General features: G+C 64.4%; 18 protein-coding genes. 12 read left to right on the top strand and 6 right to left on the bottom strand.

Features of this window, described 5'->3' with window-relative positions:
* Positions 1–109 precede the first annotated feature (109 nt).
* The 5 genes from DY201_RS01565 (at position 110) to DY201_RS01545 (ending at position 3933) form a co-directional block, all read left to right on the top strand.
* Positions 110–409: an ATP-binding protein gene (locus DY201_RS01565; RefSeq protein ID WP_115729678.1), complete on the top strand. Its 300-nt coding sequence runs from the start codon at positions 110–112 to the stop codon at positions 407–409.
* A 25-nt stretch (positions 410–434) separates the two neighbouring features.
* The gene (locus DY201_RS01560; protein ID WP_115729677.1) at positions 435–728 is read left to right on the top strand and encodes a 2Fe-2S iron-sulfur cluster-binding protein; all 294 of its coding nucleotides are present in this window, start codon (positions 435–437) and stop codon (positions 726–728) included.
* A gap of 76 nt (positions 729–804) precedes the next feature.
* A complete protein-coding gene (locus tag DY201_RS01555) occupies positions 805–2259 on the top strand; it encodes an aldehyde dehydrogenase family protein (protein WP_115729676.1) in 1455 nt (484 codons plus the stop codon).
* A gap of 1 nt (position 2260) precedes the next feature.
* On the top strand, positions 2261–3016 hold the full coding sequence (locus DY201_RS01550) for a sulfite exporter TauE/SafE family protein (protein ID WP_245431864.1): 756 nt from the start codon (positions 2261–2263) through the stop codon (positions 3014–3016).
* A complete protein-coding gene (locus tag DY201_RS01545; protein ID WP_207904343.1) occupies positions 3013–3933 on the top strand; it encodes an ornithine cyclodeaminase family protein in 921 nt (306 codons plus the stop codon). The genes DY201_RS01550 and DY201_RS01545 overlap by 4 nt, the downstream gene beginning before the upstream one ends.
* 21 nt (positions 3934–3954) lie before the next feature.
* Here DY201_RS01545 and DY201_RS01540 read toward each other — a convergent pair whose 3' ends face one another.
* The 5 genes from DY201_RS01540 to DY201_RS01520 form a co-directional block, all read right to left on the bottom strand.
* Entirely contained in the window at positions 3955–4242 is a 288-nt protein-coding gene (locus DY201_RS01540; RefSeq protein WP_115729674.1) for a hypothetical protein, read from the bottom strand.
* Positions 4243–4285: 43 nt separating this feature from the next.
* Positions 4286–4552 (bottom strand): YjhX family toxin, encoded by a 267-nt coding sequence (locus DY201_RS01535; protein ID WP_115729673.1) that lies wholly within the window; start codon positions 4550–4552, stop codon positions 4286–4288.
* Positions 4553–5125: 573 nt separating this feature from the next.
* Positions 5126–6634, bottom strand: coding sequence for a S8 family serine peptidase (locus DY201_RS01530; RefSeq protein WP_115729672.1), 1509 nt, complete (start codon positions 6632–6634; stop codon positions 5126–5128).
* On the bottom strand, positions 6631–7293 hold the full coding sequence (locus DY201_RS01525; protein WP_115729671.1) for an anti-sigma factor: 663 nt from the start codon (positions 7291–7293) through the stop codon (positions 6631–6633). The genes DY201_RS01530 and DY201_RS01525 overlap by 4 nt, the downstream gene beginning before the upstream one ends.
* Positions 7290–7862 carry a sigma-70 family RNA polymerase sigma factor gene (locus DY201_RS01520; protein ID WP_115733522.1) on the bottom strand — a complete coding sequence of 191 codons (573 nt, stop codon included), beginning with the start codon at positions 7860–7862 and terminating at the stop codon, positions 7290–7292. The genes DY201_RS01525 and DY201_RS01520 overlap by 4 nt, the downstream gene beginning before the upstream one ends.
* Positions 7863–8084: 222 nt before the next feature.
* Between DY201_RS01520 and DY201_RS01515 the strand changes: the two genes are divergently transcribed.
* The 5 genes from DY201_RS01515 to DY201_RS01495 all read left to right on the top strand — a co-directional run bounded on the left by DY201_RS01515 (position 8085) and on the right by DY201_RS01495 (position 12771).
* On the top strand, positions 8085–8813 hold the full coding sequence (locus tag DY201_RS01515) for an iron-containing redox enzyme family protein (protein WP_115729670.1): 729 nt from the start codon (positions 8085–8087) through the stop codon (positions 8811–8813).
* Positions 8814–8904: 91 nt separating this feature from the next.
* A complete protein-coding gene (locus DY201_RS01510; RefSeq protein WP_115733521.1) occupies positions 8905–9384 on the top strand; it encodes a GlcG/HbpS family heme-binding protein in 480 nt (159 codons plus the stop codon).
* A 42-nt stretch (positions 9385–9426) separates the two neighbouring features.
* Positions 9427–10440, top strand: a complete 1014-nt coding sequence (locus tag DY201_RS01505) for a 2Fe-2S iron-sulfur cluster-binding protein (RefSeq protein WP_115729669.1) — start codon at positions 9427–9429, stop codon at positions 10438–10440.
* Positions 10441–10473: 33 nt separating this feature from the next.
* Positions 10474–12036 (top strand): carboxylesterase/lipase family protein, encoded by a 1563-nt coding sequence (locus tag DY201_RS01500; RefSeq protein ID WP_115729668.1) that lies wholly within the window; start codon positions 10474–10476, stop codon positions 12034–12036.
* Positions 12037–12129: 93 nt separating this feature from the next.
* Positions 12130–12771: a GntR family transcriptional regulator gene (locus DY201_RS01495; RefSeq protein WP_067954987.1), complete on the top strand. Its 642-nt coding sequence runs from the start codon at positions 12130–12132 to the stop codon at positions 12769–12771.
* A 10-nt stretch (positions 12772–12781) separates the two neighbouring features.
* Here the strand turns inward: DY201_RS01495 and DY201_RS01490 are convergent, their stop codons facing one another.
* Positions 12782–13801: a LacI family DNA-binding transcriptional regulator gene (locus DY201_RS01490; protein WP_115733520.1), complete on the bottom strand. Its 1020-nt coding sequence runs from the start codon at positions 13799–13801 to the stop codon at positions 12782–12784.
* A gap of 355 nt (positions 13802–14156) precedes the next feature.
* On the opposite strand from DY201_RS01490, the gene DY201_RS01485 reads away from it, so the two are divergent.
* Together DY201_RS01485 and DY201_RS01480 are read left to right on the top strand one after the other, a co-directional pair.
* Positions 14157–15512 carry an ABC transporter substrate-binding protein gene (locus DY201_RS01485; protein ID WP_115729667.1) on the top strand — a complete coding sequence of 452 codons (1356 nt, stop codon included), beginning with the start codon at positions 14157–14159 and terminating at the stop codon, positions 15510–15512.
* Positions 15513–15726: 214 nt separating this feature from the next.
* Complete coding sequence (locus tag DY201_RS01480) at positions 15727–16743, top strand: carbohydrate ABC transporter permease (protein WP_067965784.1); 1017 nt, start codon at positions 15727–15729, stop codon at positions 16741–16743.
* The last annotated feature ends 1 nt before the right edge of the window (position 16744 follow it).

The following is a 16744-nucleotide window of genomic DNA, read 5'->3' as shown; positions in this document are numbered from 1 at the left end:
CACAAAGAGAGCCTGCCGCACCGTGCGGGCGCGGCACTTCCCGAACAATTGGCCGGCGGCATCTGGGTGCTGTCAGTCGCTCGAACAGCAATCAGCATGAGGTGGACAAATGTATGTGGTTCTGACGACCAAGCCGGGCGAATTCCGCACCGAGATGAGCCCCGGTGTGCAGCCGGTCGAGACCTACGACTACATCTTCTACGGCCGCAAGCGCGCAAGCTTCACCATCGCCAAGCTCGACGATGATGGGCAGGCACGCATCCGCATCGTCGAGGACGAGCCACCGCAGATCGAAAACAACGTGCCCTGCAAGTTGTTCGAGAAGTTCTCGTCTGTCGAGGACGCTCGCCACGAGCTCAAGACGCTCACCACCTACGGCAGCATGGACATCCAGCTCAAGCTGGTCTGACCGGCCAACAGCATCGAACGCGCCGATGATCAACATCACCTTCATCACCAACGACAACAAGCAGGTGTCCGCGCCCGAAAACAGCAATCTGCTGCGCGTGTCGCTGCGCGAGAAGGGGGGCATTCCCTTCAAATGCGGCGGCGGGCTGTGCGGCACCTGCAGATGCCGGATCGAGACCGGCATCGAGAATACAGATGCCGTCAAGCCGAAGGAACGCAATCACCTGACGGCCGACGACCTCGCCGCCGGTTTCCGCATGGCCTGCCAGACCTTCGTGCTCGGCGACGTCAGCGTCTCCTGGGTGCCCAAGGCACGTTGACGCAGGACGCGCTGGGGCGTGTTCGCCAAAGCAGAACGTCCCCCGGAAGCAAAACGACCCCGAAAGCAAATGACCGATGACTGAGCGACACCTGAACTACATCGCCGGCGAGTGGCAGCCCGCTTTCGGCGGCGCCACCTTCGAGGATCGCAATCCCGCCGACGAGCGCGATCTCATCGGGCTGTTCCCGGATTCGGGTGCCGCCGACGTCGCCGCCGCGGTGTTGAGTGTTTCAGCCGCGTGGCCGGCCTGGGCGGCCCAGTCGCCTGAGCTGCGTGCCGACGTGCTGTTCAAAGCTGCCGACATCATGGCCCGCCGCGCCGACGAGATCGCGGCCGAGTTGACCCGCGAGGAAGGCAAGACACTTAACGAGGCGCGCAACGAGGCCCGTCGCATCGCCGCCAACTTCCGCCTCTATGCCGGCGAGGCGCTGCGCCTCAATGGCGAGACCTATCCGAGCGAAAGCGCCCAGTTGGTGCTGTCGCTGCGCCAGCCGGTCGGGGTGGTCGCCGTCATCACGCCGTGGAATTTCCCGCTGTCGATGGCCGCCCGCAAGCTCGGCCCGGCGCTGGCCGCCGGCAACGGCGTCGTCTTCAAGCCGTCCGAGATCACGCCCTCGATGGGTCAGCGCCTGGTCGAGGTGCTGCTCGAGGCAGGACTGCCGCCGAAACTTGTCGCGCTCGTCCAGGGCAAGGGCGCCAAGGTCGGTCAGGCCATCACGGCGCAGCCGGGCGTCGACGCGCTCACTTTCACCGGCTCTTACGCGGTCGGCAAGCAGATCGCCGCGTCGCTTTCCACCGACACCCGCGTCCAGCTCGAAATGGGCGGCAAGAACGCGACAGTCGTTCTGGCCGACGCCAGCCTCGACAAGGCCGTCGCCACCATCGAACGCGGCGCCTTTGGACTGACGGGCCAGGCCTGTACCGGCACCAGCCGTGTGCTCGTCGCCCGCCCGCTTTATGCCGAACTCGTGGCAAGGCTCGAAAAATCCGTTGCCGCCATCAAGGTCGGGCCGGGCACGGCGGAGGGCGTGCAGATGGGGCCGCTCGCCACCCGCGGCCAATACGACAAGGTGCTCGCCTATGTCGGCATCGCCCGTGAGGAGGGCGGCCGCGTCGTCGGCGGCGATGCGCTGAGCAAGGCCGACCCGAGCCTGGCGCACGGCTATTTCGTCCGGCCCGCCGTAGTCTCCGACCTGCCCGAAACCAGTCGCCTGTGGCGGGAGGAGATATTCGGGCCGGTCGTTGCCGTCCGTGCCATCGATAGCCTAGACGAGGCGATAAGACTGGCGGACGACACCGAATACGGTCTCGCTGTCTCGCTGGTGACGGGAGATTTGCCGTCGGTGCTGCGCTTTGCCCGCGAGACCCAGCACGGCATCGTCAAGGTCAACAGCCCGACGACGGGTGTCTCGCTTAACGCGCCTTTCGGCGGCCTCAAACATTCGAGCAACCAGGCGGCCAAGGAGCAGGGCGGCGCCAACGTCATGGACTTCTACAGCCGTATCAAGAGCATCTATCTTGGGGCCTGACATGTTCCCGTCCCTGACTGAACTGATGCCCGGCGATTTCGTGCCCGGCCATCTGTTCGGCATGGGCGCCATGGTTTTCGTCGCAGCCCTGCTGCAGGGCATAGGCGGCCTGGGCTTTGCCATGGTCTCGGCGCCGCTTGCGGTGCTGTTCTTTCCCGAGATGGCGCCGGGGCCGTTGCTGGTGCTCGGAGCAGGCCTTGCACTGCTTGGCCTTCTGCGCGACTTCGACGCCGTCGACTGGCCGAGCGTGACGACGCTGATGGTCGGCCGTGCGGGCGGCACATTGGTCGCCGGGGCAACGCTGGCTGCCCTGCCGACCAATGCGTTCTCGATCGTCTTTGCGCTGCTGATCCTCGCCGGCGTCGGGCTGAGCTTCGCTGGCTGGAAAGTCAGGGCATCTCACCCCAACATGGCGATCGCCGGACTTGCCTCCGGGCTGATGGGCACCATCACCTCGTCGGGCGCGCCGCCCTTCGCGATCGTCATGCAATATGTCCCGCCGCGCCAGATGCGGGCGACCATCAGCTGCGTCTTCTTCGCAGGCGCCATCCTGTCGCTTTTGATGTTGGCATATGTCGACCGTTTCACCCTGCCGCAGCTCTGGCTTGGCATCCTGCTGTTTCCGCTGATGCTCGGTGGCTTCTTGGTCTCCGGCCGGTTCCACCGCTATTTTTCGCCGCGCGGCGTCCGCATGCTTCTGCTCACCATGTCCGGCCTCGGCGCGCTCGGCATTCTCGCGAGGACGGTTGTCCAATGAGCCTGCCCCATATCACCGACGAGCTGGTCGAGGCCGCCGTCTCCGCCGCCGACGCGCGCGAGGTGCTGGCCGATGCCTTCCTGCGTTTCGGCTGCGAGGAGGCAGCGATGCAGGCGCGCATCCGCAGCGAGGCCGGCGGCGTCAAGCTGTCGACCCTGGGCGCGGTCATCCCCGGACAGGAGGTGGTTGGCGCCAAGGTCTACACCACAATCAAAGGCCAGTTTTCCTTCATCATCCTGCTGTTCTCCTCGGTCGACGGCCGCGCGCTTGCGACCTTCGACGCCGGCGCCATCACCAGCCTCCGGACCGCCGGTTGTTCGGTCATATCGGCCCAGTTGCTCGCACGCCCCGAGGCCTCGACGCTTGCCGTCTTTGGCTCCGGCCCGCTCGGCCGGGCGCATGCAATGCAGATGGCTGAAGCCTTCCCGCTCAAGCGCGTGCTGCTGGTCAGCCGCTCGTCCGATCCTGCCTTGGCTGCCGAGCTGGAAGCCGCCTGCGGCATCCCGACGCGACTGGCTACGGCTGAACAGGCGGCCGCGGAAGCCGACATAATCGTCAGCGCCTCGCGCTCGCCGACCGCGCTGTTTTCGGGCGACCTGCTCAGGCCGGGGTGTTTCATTGCTGCCGTCGGCTCGAGCCTGCCCAACACGCGCGAGCTCGACGACCGGGCGATGGCCCGTGCCTCGCTCGTCACGGTGGAATGGCGCGAACAGAGCCTGCGCGAAGCAGGCGATCTTGTGCTGGCCGATCCCCAGGCGCTTACTCCGGACAAGATCGTCGAGCTCGGTGAGATCCTCGCCGGCAAGGCACGCGGCCGCACCAGCGAGGACGAGATCATCATTTACAAGTCCGTCGGCGTCGGCCTCCAGGACATCGCCCTGGCCGGCCTGGCCTACAAGCGGATCATCGGCGGCTAGGGAAGATTTCTGCTGTTTGATTTAGCGTCGTCTGACCGCAAGCACGCGATACAAGCATGCAGCGGCACACATCAGCCAAAGCGCGGCGACGAGATAGGCAGTGGCGGTTGACCCGACACACTCACTTTCGTCGATCGCGCAGGCGTTGGTCACGCCGGTGAACAACAAATACCCACACACCAGAAGCGTACTCAGTGTCAGTGCCGCGCAGATGAAACGGTACCTGCCACCTGATGTGAGCAGGATTGTCGCCAGCGTCGCAGCCAGTGGTGCAACGATCATGAGCCCCATCGAATAGACGGTTGTCATAGCTAAAATCCCGCTCTCATTGTTGGGGGTGTCCTAGCTTGGCCTACCCTTTCTTCGCGGCCTGCCGTGCCCGCTGCAGGCTGACCACGCCTTCCCTTGATATGGTGTAGTTGCCGCCGTTGCGGGAGACCACCAGTCGCTTCGCCTTCAGCACCTTGAATTCGGCGAGGCCGGCGCCCTCCAGCGACCAGCCTTCCCGGGTGACGACCGACGCTTCCAGCGGCCGGTTGCTGGAGTCTTTTTCTAGGATGATGGTGCCGCCGAACGACAGCACTTCGAGCGCTTTGCGCTCCTTCTTCGTGATATTCATGATTTGTGAGTCCGCAGTCCCGATGCCAAGGCACCGGGCGTCATCCACCTTGGCGAGCCGTAGAGCTCACCGGTTTGGCTGAACACGGCCCTGGTCCACGCGATGCGTGAAGCGGGGCCTTAGCGGGACTCAAAAGAACAGGTCATGATGGCGCGGAGCTATAGGTCCGATTGCGGCAGGCTCAAGGCCTGCATGCAGCGCCCCTGCGGCACGCGGATCAGCTTGCTGTTGTCTACCCTGGCAGAATCGAGGTTGCGACAATCTCTTCCCTGATGCGGCTCGCCGTGATCTCGCGCTTGAGCGTCAGGCTGCCGCGCTGTCAGTCGATTGACGTATGCCCCGTCAGGTCATCATGCGAACTGGCGGCGCAGCGATGTGATTACCAGCCCGCCTGGGTCCCGCAGACGATTAGACAGCCCGCGACGGACGACGTGAATTATAGTGAATACAATAGATGATGAATTCAGTTTCATAAAACCGAATGGTGACCCAACAGACTTGGGTTTCAGCTCAAAGAATAGTGTCAGCGAGGCGCCGACATCGCGATAAACCCATACCGCCGAAGTGTTGCGCCTACTTCGCTGCTTCTGCTGCCTTGGTGTTGATCAGCCCGAAACCGAAGTCAGTGTCGCGGCCCTTGTCGCCGAGATCGGTGGCGGTGCTGGCCAGCGCCTTTTCGATCGAGTCGGCGCTGCGCTTTGGCTCTGCGTGTAGAAGGTTGGCGATCGCGCCGCTGACGACGGCCGCGGCAAAGGACGTGCCGGTGACGAGGTCGGTGCCCCCGCCGACCGGTGCCATCAGGTCGACGCCTGGGGCCGAGATGTAGACATAAGGGCCGCGATTGGCCTGCTGCATGATCGCATCCTTGGCGTCGGTCGCCGTCACCGCGATGACGCCCTTGTAGGCGGCAGGGTAGCCAAAAGGCGCGCCCGGGCCGTTGTTGCCGGCGGCGGCGACCAGGATCATGCCGCGCGCCCGCGCCCCGCGGCTCGCTTGTTCCAGCAGCGCGTTCTTCGGCCCGACGAAACTCATATTGACGATCTGGACGTTCTGCTCGGCGGCCCAGTCGAGCGCGTTGAGGATGATCTCCATGTTCGACTTGCCGCCTTCGAAGGCGCGGGCGTGGAAAATCTTCGAACCCGGCGCCATGCCCTTGAAGTCACCGGTGCCTGATATCAGCCCGGCCACCGAGGTGGCATGGTCACGGGCGGTGACGGCAACGCCCGGCATGGCGTCGAAGCTCTCTGCGATGACGCCTTTCAGCGCCGGATGGGTCTCGTCGATCGCCGTGTCGATGACCGCGACATTGACGTTTTCGCCATTCGCCGCCGCCTCGTCGAGCGAGATGCGCTGGAAGGCGAAGCTGGGGGCGGCGGCCGCCTGCTGCAGTTCGTAGATGTGGTTGGGCTCGCGCTCGCTGGTGCGGCCGTCGCCGGCGAGCTGCGCCAGCACCACGCCGACTGGACGGCCGTCGGGGATGCCGAAGCGCACGAGACTGGTGCCGAGCAATGTCGACTGGCGCTGCGAGCGGATTTCAAGGCCATAGGCGGCAGCCAGTGCCTGGGCGTCGGCGGCACCACCATCGACCGTCACCAGCACCTCGTCGGGAACGAACGCACCCGAGATGGCGCGCGCCGCCGCCGTGATGGCGGGGCCGGGCGGCGTCGCGTCGGCTGCCGGAGGTGTTGGCGGAGGAGAACCGGCCTGCCCGCCACTGCCGGAAGGAGCGGCACCTCCTGTAGGGTCGCGCAGCGGATTGGGCGTTGGCACCGGTGTTGGGGGCTGGCCGCCCGAGGCGACACCGGGAAAGTCGCCGGGATTTGGAAACAGGTCGACGATCAGCTCAGGCAGGCCGACGGAGCCCGGCAGGCGGCTGCCGCCCGAGGGACCTTCCGGGGTGGGGTCGCCAGGTACCGGGCCACCCGGCTGCAGGCAATTGGCGTTGCCGGCCGCTGTCGTCTGGTTGAGGCAGTCGAGCTGCTGCGGCGTCAGGTTGGGGTCGTTGGTCTGGGCGAAAACAGGCATGGCGGCGAACAATGCCGCCGCCAGCACAAGCTGTGCAATTCGCCCCGACGCCATCATCCCTGGGGTTTCCTTCCTGCCGTCACCGTGTCCGCGAAGGGTGCGGCGGCAATGACGCTGACGATGCGGTCGTAATCGGCGACGGTCTCGGACGGGATGGCGATGCGGAACACGCCGCTCGCCGTCGGGCCGTCGATGATCGAGGCGCCATTGTCGCCGAGCAGGGTGGCGATATCGGCCATCCTGGCGTCGGGCTTGAAGGTCACCAGGGCGAAGGGCAGCTTGGTCTGGTCCTCGCCTGTGCCGGCGACCTGGATATCGTTGCCGCGGCTGCCGGGTTCGAGCACCGACTGCACCATGACCAGCGCCAGCAGTGCTGCCGCAGCACCCCAGGCGACGCCAACCGGCAGGCCCATGAAGCGCTCCCATACACGCGACAGCAATGATTGCGCCTGCGGCTCGCGCACCGGCCCGGCTTCGGCGTCGAACAATTTGGAGAAGCGGCTCAGCGCGTCGGCGGGCGGGCGGATCGCCTCGTTGGCGGCCATGGTGCCGGAGAATTCGGCTTCGGCGGCTTCAAGTGCGGCGGATGCCGCCGGATCACTGGCGAGCCAGTCTTCCACGGTCGCCAGCTCGGAACCTTCGAGCGTGCCGTTAAGGTAGAAAGGCAGCAGGGTTTCGATCTCGTCGCGGCGCGACATCTTTTCGGCAGCGCTCATGGCCAGCCCCTGTCATATCCGGCGGCCTTCAAGGCTTCGCCGAGCTTCTTGCGGGCATAGAACATCCGCGTCTTCACCGTGGCGACTGGAATGTCGAGTACCTCGCCGATCTCGGTGACCGACTTGCCATGGTAGTAGGCCAGGTCGATGACCATGCGATGTTCGTCGGCGAGCGTGTCGACAAGACGGCGCAGGGCAGCGCCCTTGTCCTGTTTCATCGTCGCCACTTCGGGCGTGTCGTTGTCATCGGGAACGGCTGCCGCATCGTCGTCATCTAGCCACTCCTCCTTGCGCTTGCGCAGCGACGACAGCGCCTTGAAGCGCGCGATGCCGAGCAGCCAGGTCGAGACTTCCGAACGGCCTTCGAATTTCGGCGCCTGGCGCCACAATTCGAGAAACACTTCATTGGCTACGTCATCCGCCATTGCTTCCGACCCCGTCTGGCGCGCCACGAAACGGTAGACCCGTGCGTGGTGCCGCGTGAACAGGAGCCGCAAAGCGGCGCGGTCGCCGTTTGCGACGCGGCTCACGAGATCACGATCGGACATGGGGTCTGATGCGATGTTCATGGCCGGTGCTACCGCCGGGCTCCTGTCTGCTTGGTCGTTGTTGGCCGCAAAAAGGTTCACCGGAATGTTTCGGATGAAAGAAAGCTAGCGGAACTTCCGCGGCATGGCCAGTCCGCCGCCATGCTCTACCCACCGTATCCTTTACCGGCCCTTGCACTCAGGTCATTTTGGTATACAGTATTCCAAAATGACCTTCAGACGACACCTCAAGGGGAACAGTGAATGACCGTTGCAATGAACCCGGACGAGTTCCGCACCGCGCTCGAAAACGCCATCAAGGGCAAGAGTGCCAACAAGTCGCCCTTCAGCGTCGGCTGGGCCAGCGGCAAGCTCAGCCGCGACCATCTCGCCCGCTGGGCCGAGAACCACTACCACTATGTCGGGCCGTTCGCGGACTACCTCGGCTACATCTACGCCCGCATGCCGGAGGGCTATGTCGAGGCCAAGGATTTCCTGCTCGCCAACATGTATGAGGAAGAGATCGGCGGCGACCGCCACACCGATCTGCTTGTCCGTTTCGGCGAAGCCTGCGGCACTTCAGGCGACAGGATGCGCGACCCCGACAATATGTCGCCGACGACCCGTGCCCTGCAGAGCTGGTGCTATGCGGTGGCGATGCGCGAAGACCCGATCGTAGCTGTTGCCGGCCTCGTCGTCGGCCTGGAATCCCAGGTGCCGTCGATCTATCGCAAGCAGACGCCGACGCTGCGCGACAAATATGGCTTCACTGACGAGGAGGTCGAGTTTTTCGACCTGCACATCGTCTCCGACGAGATCCATGGCGAGCGCGGCTACCAGATCGTGCTGGAGCATGCCCGCACCGTCGAGATGCAGCAGCGCTGCCTCAAGATCTGCGAGGTAGGCGCCCAGATGAGGCTGCTCTACACCACTGCCCTCTACAACGACTATGTCGCGGCCGAACTGCCGCTCGAGGAACTGCTCGCAGCCTAATTCCACCACATCGGGGACCGCGCGGGGCGACCCTGCCTCGCGCATTCCCTCAGCGGTCCAAAAATGACAACAATTGCCGGACGATAGCGACGTGAAACAGGTTCTCAAACTCGAACTCGAAGAAGCCCGTGTGATGGTGGCCGCGGCTGTGGCCAAGGCACAGGAGCTCAATGTTCCCGAAACCGTCTGCATCGCCGATGACGGCGGCTATCCGATCGCGCTGGAGCGCATGAATGGCGCGCGCGTCACCGGCCCGCAGATCGCCTGGAACAAGGCCTTCACCGCCGCCGGCCACAAGCGCTCGACGCATCTGTTCACCACTCCGCCGAACGGCCCGGCGCTGCCCGGCAACGAGGCCTTCGGCATCCAGCTCAGCTTCGAAGGTCGTTTCGCCGCCTTTGTCGGTGGCTTTCCTGTCGTCGTCGATGGCGAGGTCATCGGCGGTGTCGGTCTCAGCGGCGGCAATGGCGAGCAGGACATTGCCTGTGGCGTCGCGGCACTCGCCGCGTTGCAGATGCTGCTCGAGCCCAAGGGTCACAAGGTCATGGTGCAGGCCGACATCAAGAAGTGACCGGAGCGGCAGCGCCGCATCCCAACCTTAGTGGAGACAGGGATGGACCATGTTGTGCGCGTCCTCGAGACCGAGGACGAGTTTACCGTTGCCGCGGAGGAATCCGTGCTGATGGCGGCGATCCGCCAGGGCGTCCAGCTGCTGCATGACTGCACCGAAGGTGGCTGCGGCACCTGCCGTATCAGGCTGATGGAAGGCTGCGTCCGCTATGAGGAGTACCCGCTGGCGCTGACGCCGGAAGACGAGGAGGAGGGCTTCGCGCTCGCCTGCCAGGCAAGGCCCGAAAGCGACCTCGTGATCTCGACCGAACGGCCGATGGAACCGTGCTCCGATCCAGAACGGTATACCGCGACCATCCAGTCCGTCCGCAATGTTGGCCGCGACGTCGTTCACCTGACGCTTGCACTTCCCGGCGCGGAACAGCTTGTCTACCGGCCAGGGCAATATCTCAACGTGCTGCTCGAGGACGGCAAAAAGCGCAGTTTCTCGATGGCTTCGGTGCCCAACGGCAAGACCGTGGACCTGCATGTTCGCCGCGTCCGCGACGGCCATTTCACCGGCGGCCAGCTGCTGCGGCTCGGCCCCGGCGACAGACTCGATGTCGAGCTGCCGCATGGCCTGTTCTGCTGCCGCAAGGAGGATTTTCGCCCGTTGCTGATGGTGGCGACCGGCACGGGGCTGGCGCCGATCAAGAGCATACTGGAATCGCTGATGGACGATCCCGACTGCCCGCCCGTATCGCTCTACTGGGGCATGCGGACGGAGGAGGATCTTTATCTGCATGACGAGATACAGACCTGGGGCGAGCGTCTGTGTGACTTCCAGTATGTGCCGGTGCTGTCGCGGCCCGGATCGGGCTGGCAAGGGCGGCAAGGCTATGTCCAGGAGATCGCTGCCGAGGACCTCGGCGATTTTTCCGAGCACGCGATCTACATGTGCGGTTCGCCCAAGATGATATCGAGCGCCAGGAAGCTGTTTGTCGAGAACGGCGCCAATCCCGGATTCATCTACGCCGACGCTTTCAATTTCCAGCACACGCTGGTGCCGGCCGTGTAGCGACGAACAGCCGGTCGCGGGGCAAGGGACAACATGGAAATCTCAGTCGCAACGCCGGCCGGCCGCCTCGCTGGGCGACGGCATGGTGGTGTCGACCATTTCCTTGGCATTCCCTATGCGGCAGCGCCCGTGGGCTCCCTCCGATTGCGCTCGCCTATGCCAGCGCCTGGCTGGACCGGCATAAGGCCTGCCGACCGTATCGGTCCGGCGGCGCCGCAGCACCTCGCTGGCAGCCAGACTTGGCTCAACGAGCCGATTGCACGCATGGAGGAGGACTGCCTTACGCTGAATGTCTGGGCCCCTGCCGAGGCCCGCGATCTGCCCGCGCTGGTCTGGTTCCACGGCGGGGCGACACGCAACGGCCATGGCGGCGCTGCAGCCTGCGACGGCTTTCGCCTGGCCTGCGAGCACGGCATTGTCGTCGTCACCGTCAACTACCGGCTCGGGCCGCTGGGCGGCCTTGCCCATCCTGACCTTACCGACCCCGAAACCGGCACATGCGCCAATTGGGGCATGCAGGACAAGATCGCGAGCCTGCGCTGGCTGCGCGACAGCATCGCTGCCTTCGGTGGTGATCCCGGCAAAGTGACGATAGCCGGCCAATCTTCCGGTGCCGCCAACGTTGTGCTGATCGCCCAAAACCCTGACTGCCGGGGGCTGTTTCGTGGCGTCATCGCGCAGAGCCCGCCCTTGTTCCAGCCGCCGATGTTTGTCGGGCTCGACGATGCCGCCGAATATACAGAGGCGGTGGCTGCGGCGCTGGGCACCTCGGTTGCCGGCTTGCGCGAACTCGACGGCGCCGACCTCGTCCGCCGCGAGGCTGCACTGCTGCGCGATCCCGACTTCGCCAGGCAGTTTCCCCGGCCACGGACGGCGCCGACGCTAGATGGCAGCCTGGTGCACGCCTGGCCGCATGATGGCGTCATGGCCGACGTGCCGCTGCTGATCGGCTTCACCCGCGACGAGGCCAGGTTCTGGTACGACCTTGCGCTACCCGACGGAGTCGAGCTTTCGGTACTTGCACCGCCCGAGGCCGGCGCGCCATTCGAAGCGGCGCTGACGCGGCTGATCACGTTGCACTATCCCTTCGAGCCAGCACCTTCGCCCGCGGCGATCCTGGCCAGCTACAATGAGGCCATGCCGGATGCCTGTTCCGATGCCGTCTGGCTTTCGATTTATTCCGACCTCGTCTTCCGCGCGCCGATCTTGCGCTGTGCAACGCGTCATGCGCGGCGCGGCGCGCCCGCCTTTCTTTACGATTTCGCCTGGCCGCTTGCGGTCACCGGCGGCACGCCGCACGCTGCCTGTGTGCCATTCGTCTTCGGCAGCCACCGCCATCCGCATCTTGCGTCCAAGATCGGCGCCGATGCGGCCGAAGCTACCGTCACCGCAATGATGGCCGCCTGGGCGGCGTTCGCCAGGGATGGCAGGCCGTCAACGCCAACCATGGATTGGCCAAGGTTCAACCCCGAGTTGCCGCCAGGCGCGGCGAAGGCGATGCGGATCGGGCGCGACGGTATGCTGTTTGGGCCGCTTCATGGCGCAATCCGGCTCGCATCGTGGCCGGCAATGCACCAGATGGGGGGTGCAGATTGAATATTGTACTCCAAAGCCCGGACGCTATATCATTCGGCACAAGGCGTTGCTTCCGCAGGTTGATTCGACCCTTGCCACAGGAAGTGTAAGACCATGACCGTCGTACTCGGGGAAATCCACGCTCCGCTCACCAAACTGATCACCGCCGCTTTGCGCGAGCGCATCGTCAGCGGCGAAATCGGTGTCGGCGAGAGACTGGTCGAGGGCCGCCTCTCAGAGGAGATGGGCGTGTCGCGTATGCCGGTGCGCGAGGCGCTACGCGAGCTCGCCGCCGAAGGCATCGTCACCATCGAGCCGCGCCGCGGCGCCTCGGTCACGGTGTTCAGCGAGGAGCAGAAGCGCGAGCTGGTCGAGGTGCGCGCCACGCTCGAGGCGCTCAACGCCAAGCTTGCCGCCAAGCGCCACGACCCCGAACAGATCGCCGCCTTGCAGCGCATCCTTGACGACGGCGCCAAGCTCGCCGACACCGACGATCCGGTGCTTTTGTCGCGCCAGAACACCGAGTTCCACGAAGCGCTGGCAACCGTCGCCGCAAATTCTGTGCTGCAGGACATGGTGCGTTCGCTGCGCGACCGCACGGTGATGCTGTTCGCGCCGATCAGCAAGCGCCGTGGCCGCCAGAACTGGGAAGAGCACGCCGGCATCCTGCGCGCGGTGATCGCCGGTGACAGTGAGCTCGCCGCCCTGCTTGCCGCCCGCCATGTCTACAACGCCGCCGAGATGCCGCAGGAATAGCCTGCGCGTCTTACCTCACGCCTGAAATGGACCCGCGCACCACCAGGTCGACCGGCCAGACCTCGCCGCGCGCGCCGTCCTCCAGTCCTGAGATCCGCGCCGCCAGCCTTTCGGCGACGCGGGCGCCGGCAGCGCGGATCGACGAGCGCGTCGTCGTCAGCGGTACCGAGAAATGCTCCGGCTTCAGCCAATGAAACACGTCGTCGTGGCTGACCAGCGAGAGATCCCGCGGCATTGAAAGGTTGAGGTCGCGCGCCGCGCGCACGATGCCGAGCGCCATCAGCAGGCTCGAGCAGACGATCGCCGTCGGCGCTTCAGGCCCCTCAAGCAACCGGCGCGCGGCGCGATAGCCGTTCTCTTCGGTCATGATTTCCGAGCGGATGTTCTTCGGCTCCAGCACCAGCCCGCTTTCGGCTAGTGCCCTTTTGACGCCGCGCTCGCGGAAGATGGCGAAGGTCTGGGTGTCGTCGCCATTGATCAGCGCCACCCGCCTGTGACCGAGCTGGACGAGCAGCCGCGTCGCGTCGTGAAAGGCGCCTTCATTGTCGATGTCGATGAACGGATAGTCGAAATCGAGGCCTTCGCTGCGGCCATGCACGATGAAGGGGATGCCGAGCTGGTGGGCAAGCGCCACGCGCTTGTCGGCATTGTAGGGCGCCGAGATATAGAGCGCGTCGACCTGCTTGTTGGCGACGATGCGCCGGTAGGTGGTTTCTTCGTCCTGTGCATCCGCCGGGCTCAGCACAAGGTCGAGTTCGTGGCCGCGGGCATAGTCGCCGAGACCGGAGAGAAATTCGACGAAATGCGGATCTATGTCGACCGAGGCTCCCGTCGGCATGACATAGCCGATCATCCCGGCCTTGCCGGTCGCCAGGCGGCGCGCGCTCGGGTTCGGCCGGTAGCCGTGGCGCTTGGCGGCATCGGTGACCCGGCGGCGCGTCTCCTCGCTGACCTCGGGATAGCCGTTCAGCGCACGGCTCACCGTCGTCTGCGAGAGTTCGAGCATCAGCGACAATTGCTTGAGGTTCACCTCGGCTCCGATTTCCAAAGCGCTTTCAATCGGGCTTCCTCCCGATGTCGGGCGAAGCAGCTGCGCGTTGACGGCAAGAATAGCTGCCGGATTGCTTGCTTTGAAGTGAAATCTACTCGTACGACCCCGAAAAAGCATGCTGCAGCGCACACCTTTGCCAAATTTAAATCGATTAGTTGAGCAAGGCTCTTGACTCCTGACAATTCCAGTGGCGTGATACGGCGATCCAAAGCGCTTTGAAATGCCTTGGCGTGATGTATTGCAGCTTGCGCAAGACTGGGGCACAGTTCAGGGCGGTGCAGGCGGACGGAATGGAGGTTCCGTCCGGAGTTTTCGATCCACTGGGAGGAAGACCATGAGGAAGACCCTGTTGCTGGGCGTGGCTTTTGCTGCCGTCGCCCTGAGCGCGCCCGCGTCGGCGGAGCTGAAGTTCAAGCCGGGCGAGGACGCCCGTTTCACCTGGGCAAATTTCGACGAACTCAAGAAGGTCGACCTGAAGGGCGAAACGCTCTCGATCTTCGGGCCGTGGCGCGGCGAAGACGAAGCGCTGGCCCGCTCGGTGCTCGACTATTTCAGCGAGGCCACCGGCGCGACGATCAACTACTCGTCGTCGGAGAACTACGAGCAGCAAATCGTCATCGACACCCAGGCCGGCAGCCCGCCCAACATCGCCATCCTGCCGCAGCCCGGCCTGATCCAGGATCTGGCCTCCAAGGGCCTGCTGACCCCGCTCGACGAGGGCACCGCCAATTTTGTCAAGGAGAACTACGGCGCCGGCCAGTCCTGGGTCGATCTCGGCACCTACAACGACAAGGAAGGCAAGCCAGGCTTTTACGGCTTCCCCTTCAAGGCCGATTTGAAGTCGCTGGTCTGGTATGTGCCTGAGAATTTCGAGGAAGCAGGCTATGAGGTTCCCAAGACCTGGGAAGAGATGCAGGCCCTGACCGACAAGATCGTTGCCGATGGCGGCGTGCCGTGGTGCATCGGCTTAGGTTCGGGCGGGGCCACCGGCTGGCCTGCTACCGACTGGGTCGAAGACATCATGCTGCGCACCCAGGCGCCCGACGTCTATGACAAGTGGACCAGGAACGAGATTCCGTTCAACGATCCGGCCGTCGTCAACGCACTCGACATCTTCGCCAAGATCGCCACCAACGACAAATATGTCGACGGCGGCAAGGCAGCGGTGTCCGCGACCGATTTCCGCGACAGTCCCAAGGGCCTGTTTGCGGTTCCGCCCAAATGCTACCTGCACCGCCAGGCATCGTTCATCTCGTCTTTCTTCCCTGAAGGCACCAAGCTTGGCGAGGGTGCGGACTTCTTCTACCTGCCGCCTTTTGCCGCCAAGCCCGAGCTCGGCAATCCTGTGCTCGGCGGCGGCACGCTGTTCACCATCGCCAAGGATTCGAAGTCCGCGCGCGCCTTCATCGACTTCCTCAAGATGCCGCTGGCCCACGAGATCTGGATGGCGCAGTCGGGCTTCCTCACCCCGCTCAAGACGGCGAACAAGGAGGCTTATGCCAACGACGCGCTGAAGAAGCAGGGTGACATTCTGGTCAACGCCTCGACCTTCCGCTTCGACGGTTCCGACCTGATGCCCGGCAAGATCGGCGCCGGCGCCTTCTGGACCGGCATGATCGACCTCGTCGGCGGCAAGCCCGCGGCCGATGTCGCAGCCGACATCCAGAAGAGCTGGGACGCGATCAAGTAAGGCGTTCAAGCTAGTCCCCTCGCCTTGCCGCTTCGCGGACGCCTTCCCCTTGTCGGGGGAGGCACCGGCGGCTCCAACCCGGTCCCCCCTCCCGCCGGGGAGGCGCTCCGGCGTGTCGCGGAGAGCGGGTGAGGGGACTTCCTTTCAAGTTTGCTCGAACAAGTCCGTTGAAGAGGGCCCCTTGAAAAGGGCCGGTTGAAAGGGAATGATTCCCATGACGGCACAGATACTTTCGGCCATTTTCACCATCATCGTCGGCGTCGGCGGCTGCGTCGTCTACTACTGGGGCGCCAACAAGATCCTCGACGCGGTCTTTCCCTCGCGCGGCGTTTCCGGTGCTGCTGCCGTCGACAATCTGCGTCGCCAGGGCCTGATCCGGCCATGGCTGTTCGTCGGCCCGGCGATGCTGATCGTCACCGTCTACCTGGTCTATCCTGTCATCGAGACGCTCAGGCTGTCCTTTATGGACCGTGGCGGCGAGAATTTTGTCGGCCTTGCCAACTACAGCTGGGCCTTCGGCGACCGCGAGTTCCGCAATTCGATCTTCAACAACCTGTTGTGGCTCGCCGTCGTGCCGGCCGCCTGCACCTTCTTCGGCTTGATCATCGCCGTGCTCACCGACAAGATCTGGTGGGGCAACATCGCCAAAAGCCTGGTCTTTCTGCCGCTCGCCATCTCCTTCGTCGGCGCCAGCGTCATCTGGAAGTTCGTCTATGAGTATCGAGCCGAGGGCCAGACCCAGATCGGCATCCTGAACGCCGCCGTGCAGTATCTCGGCGGCAATCCGCAGGTGTGGATCTCGACGCCGTTCTGGAACAACTTCTTTCTGATGGTCATCCTGATCTGGATCCAGACCGGCTTTGCCATGGTCATCCTGTCGTCTGCCCTGCGCGGCATTCCGGAGGAGACCATCGAGGCCGCCGTTATCGACGGTGCCAACCCGTTCCAGATTTTCTGGAAGATCATGGTGCCGCAGATCTGGGGCACGATCGCGGTCGTCTGGACCACCATCACCATCCTGGTGCTCAAGGTCTTCGACATCGTCCTGACCATGACCAACGGCCAGTGGAACAGCCAGGTGCTGGCCAATCTGATGTTCGACTGGATGTTCCGCGGCGGCGGCGACTTCGGCCGCGGTGCGGCGATTGCCGTCATCATCATGCTCGCCGTCGTGCCGATCATGATCTGGAACATCCGCCAGGCCAATCGTGAAGGTGGGGGAGGACACTGAC

Origin of the sequence: Aminobacter aminovorans (assembly GCF_900445235.1) — a bacterium.
GTDB classification, from domain to species: Bacteria; Pseudomonadota; Alphaproteobacteria; order Rhizobiales; family Rhizobiaceae; genus Aminobacter; species Aminobacter aminovorans.
This window is presented reverse-complemented; position numbering and strand designations above follow the sequence as displayed.

Excerpts from the sequence above, each read along its gene's own strand:
- DY201_RS01565 (WP_115729678.1), top strand. The coding sequence starts at position 110 with ATGTATGTGGTTCTGACGACCAAGCCGGGCGAATTCCGCACCGAGATG.
- DY201_RS01560 (WP_115729677.1), top strand. The coding sequence starts at position 435 with ATGATCAACATCACCTTCATCACCAACGACAACAAGCAGGTGTCCGCG.
- DY201_RS01555 (WP_115729676.1), top strand. The coding sequence starts at position 805 with ATGACTGAGCGACACCTGAACTACATCGCCGGCGAGTGGCAGCCCGCT.
- DY201_RS01550 (WP_245431864.1), top strand. The coding sequence starts at position 2,261 with ATGTTCCCGTCCCTGACTGAACTGATGCCCGGCGATTTCGTGCCCGGC.
- DY201_RS01545 (WP_207904343.1), top strand. The coding sequence starts at position 3,013 with ATGAGCCTGCCCCATATCACCGACGAGCTGGTCGAGGCCGCCGTCTCC.
- DY201_RS01540 (WP_115729674.1), bottom strand. The coding sequence starts at position 4,242 with ATGACAACCGTCTATTCGATGGGGCTCATGATCGTTGCACCACTGGCT.
- DY201_RS01535 (WP_115729673.1), bottom strand. The coding sequence starts at position 4,552 with ATGAATATCACGAAGAAGGAGCGCAAAGCGCTCGAAGTGCTGTCGTTC.
- DY201_RS01530 (WP_115729672.1), bottom strand. The coding sequence starts at position 6,634 with ATGATGGCGTCGGGGCGAATTGCACAGCTTGTGCTGGCGGCGGCATTG.
- DY201_RS01525 (WP_115729671.1), bottom strand. The coding sequence starts at position 7,293 with ATGAGCGCTGCCGAAAAGATGTCGCGCCGCGACGAGATCGAAACCCTG.
- DY201_RS01520 (WP_115733522.1), bottom strand. The coding sequence starts at position 7,862 with ATGAACATCGCATCAGACCCCATGTCCGATCGTGATCTCGTGAGCCGC.
- DY201_RS01515 (WP_115729670.1), top strand. The coding sequence starts at position 8,085 with ATGACCGTTGCAATGAACCCGGACGAGTTCCGCACCGCGCTCGAAAAC.
- DY201_RS01505 (WP_115729669.1), top strand. The coding sequence starts at position 9,427 with ATGGACCATGTTGTGCGCGTCCTCGAGACCGAGGACGAGTTTACCGTT.
- DY201_RS01500 (WP_115729668.1), top strand. The coding sequence starts at position 10,474 with ATGGAAATCTCAGTCGCAACGCCGGCCGGCCGCCTCGCTGGGCGACGG.
- DY201_RS01495 (WP_067954987.1), top strand. The coding sequence starts at position 12,130 with ATGACCGTCGTACTCGGGGAAATCCACGCTCCGCTCACCAAACTGATC.
- DY201_RS01485 (WP_115729667.1), top strand. The coding sequence starts at position 14,157 with ATGAGGAAGACCCTGTTGCTGGGCGTGGCTTTTGCTGCCGTCGCCCTG.
- DY201_RS01480 (WP_067965784.1), top strand. The coding sequence starts at position 15,727 with ATGACGGCACAGATACTTTCGGCCATTTTCACCATCATCGTCGGCGTC.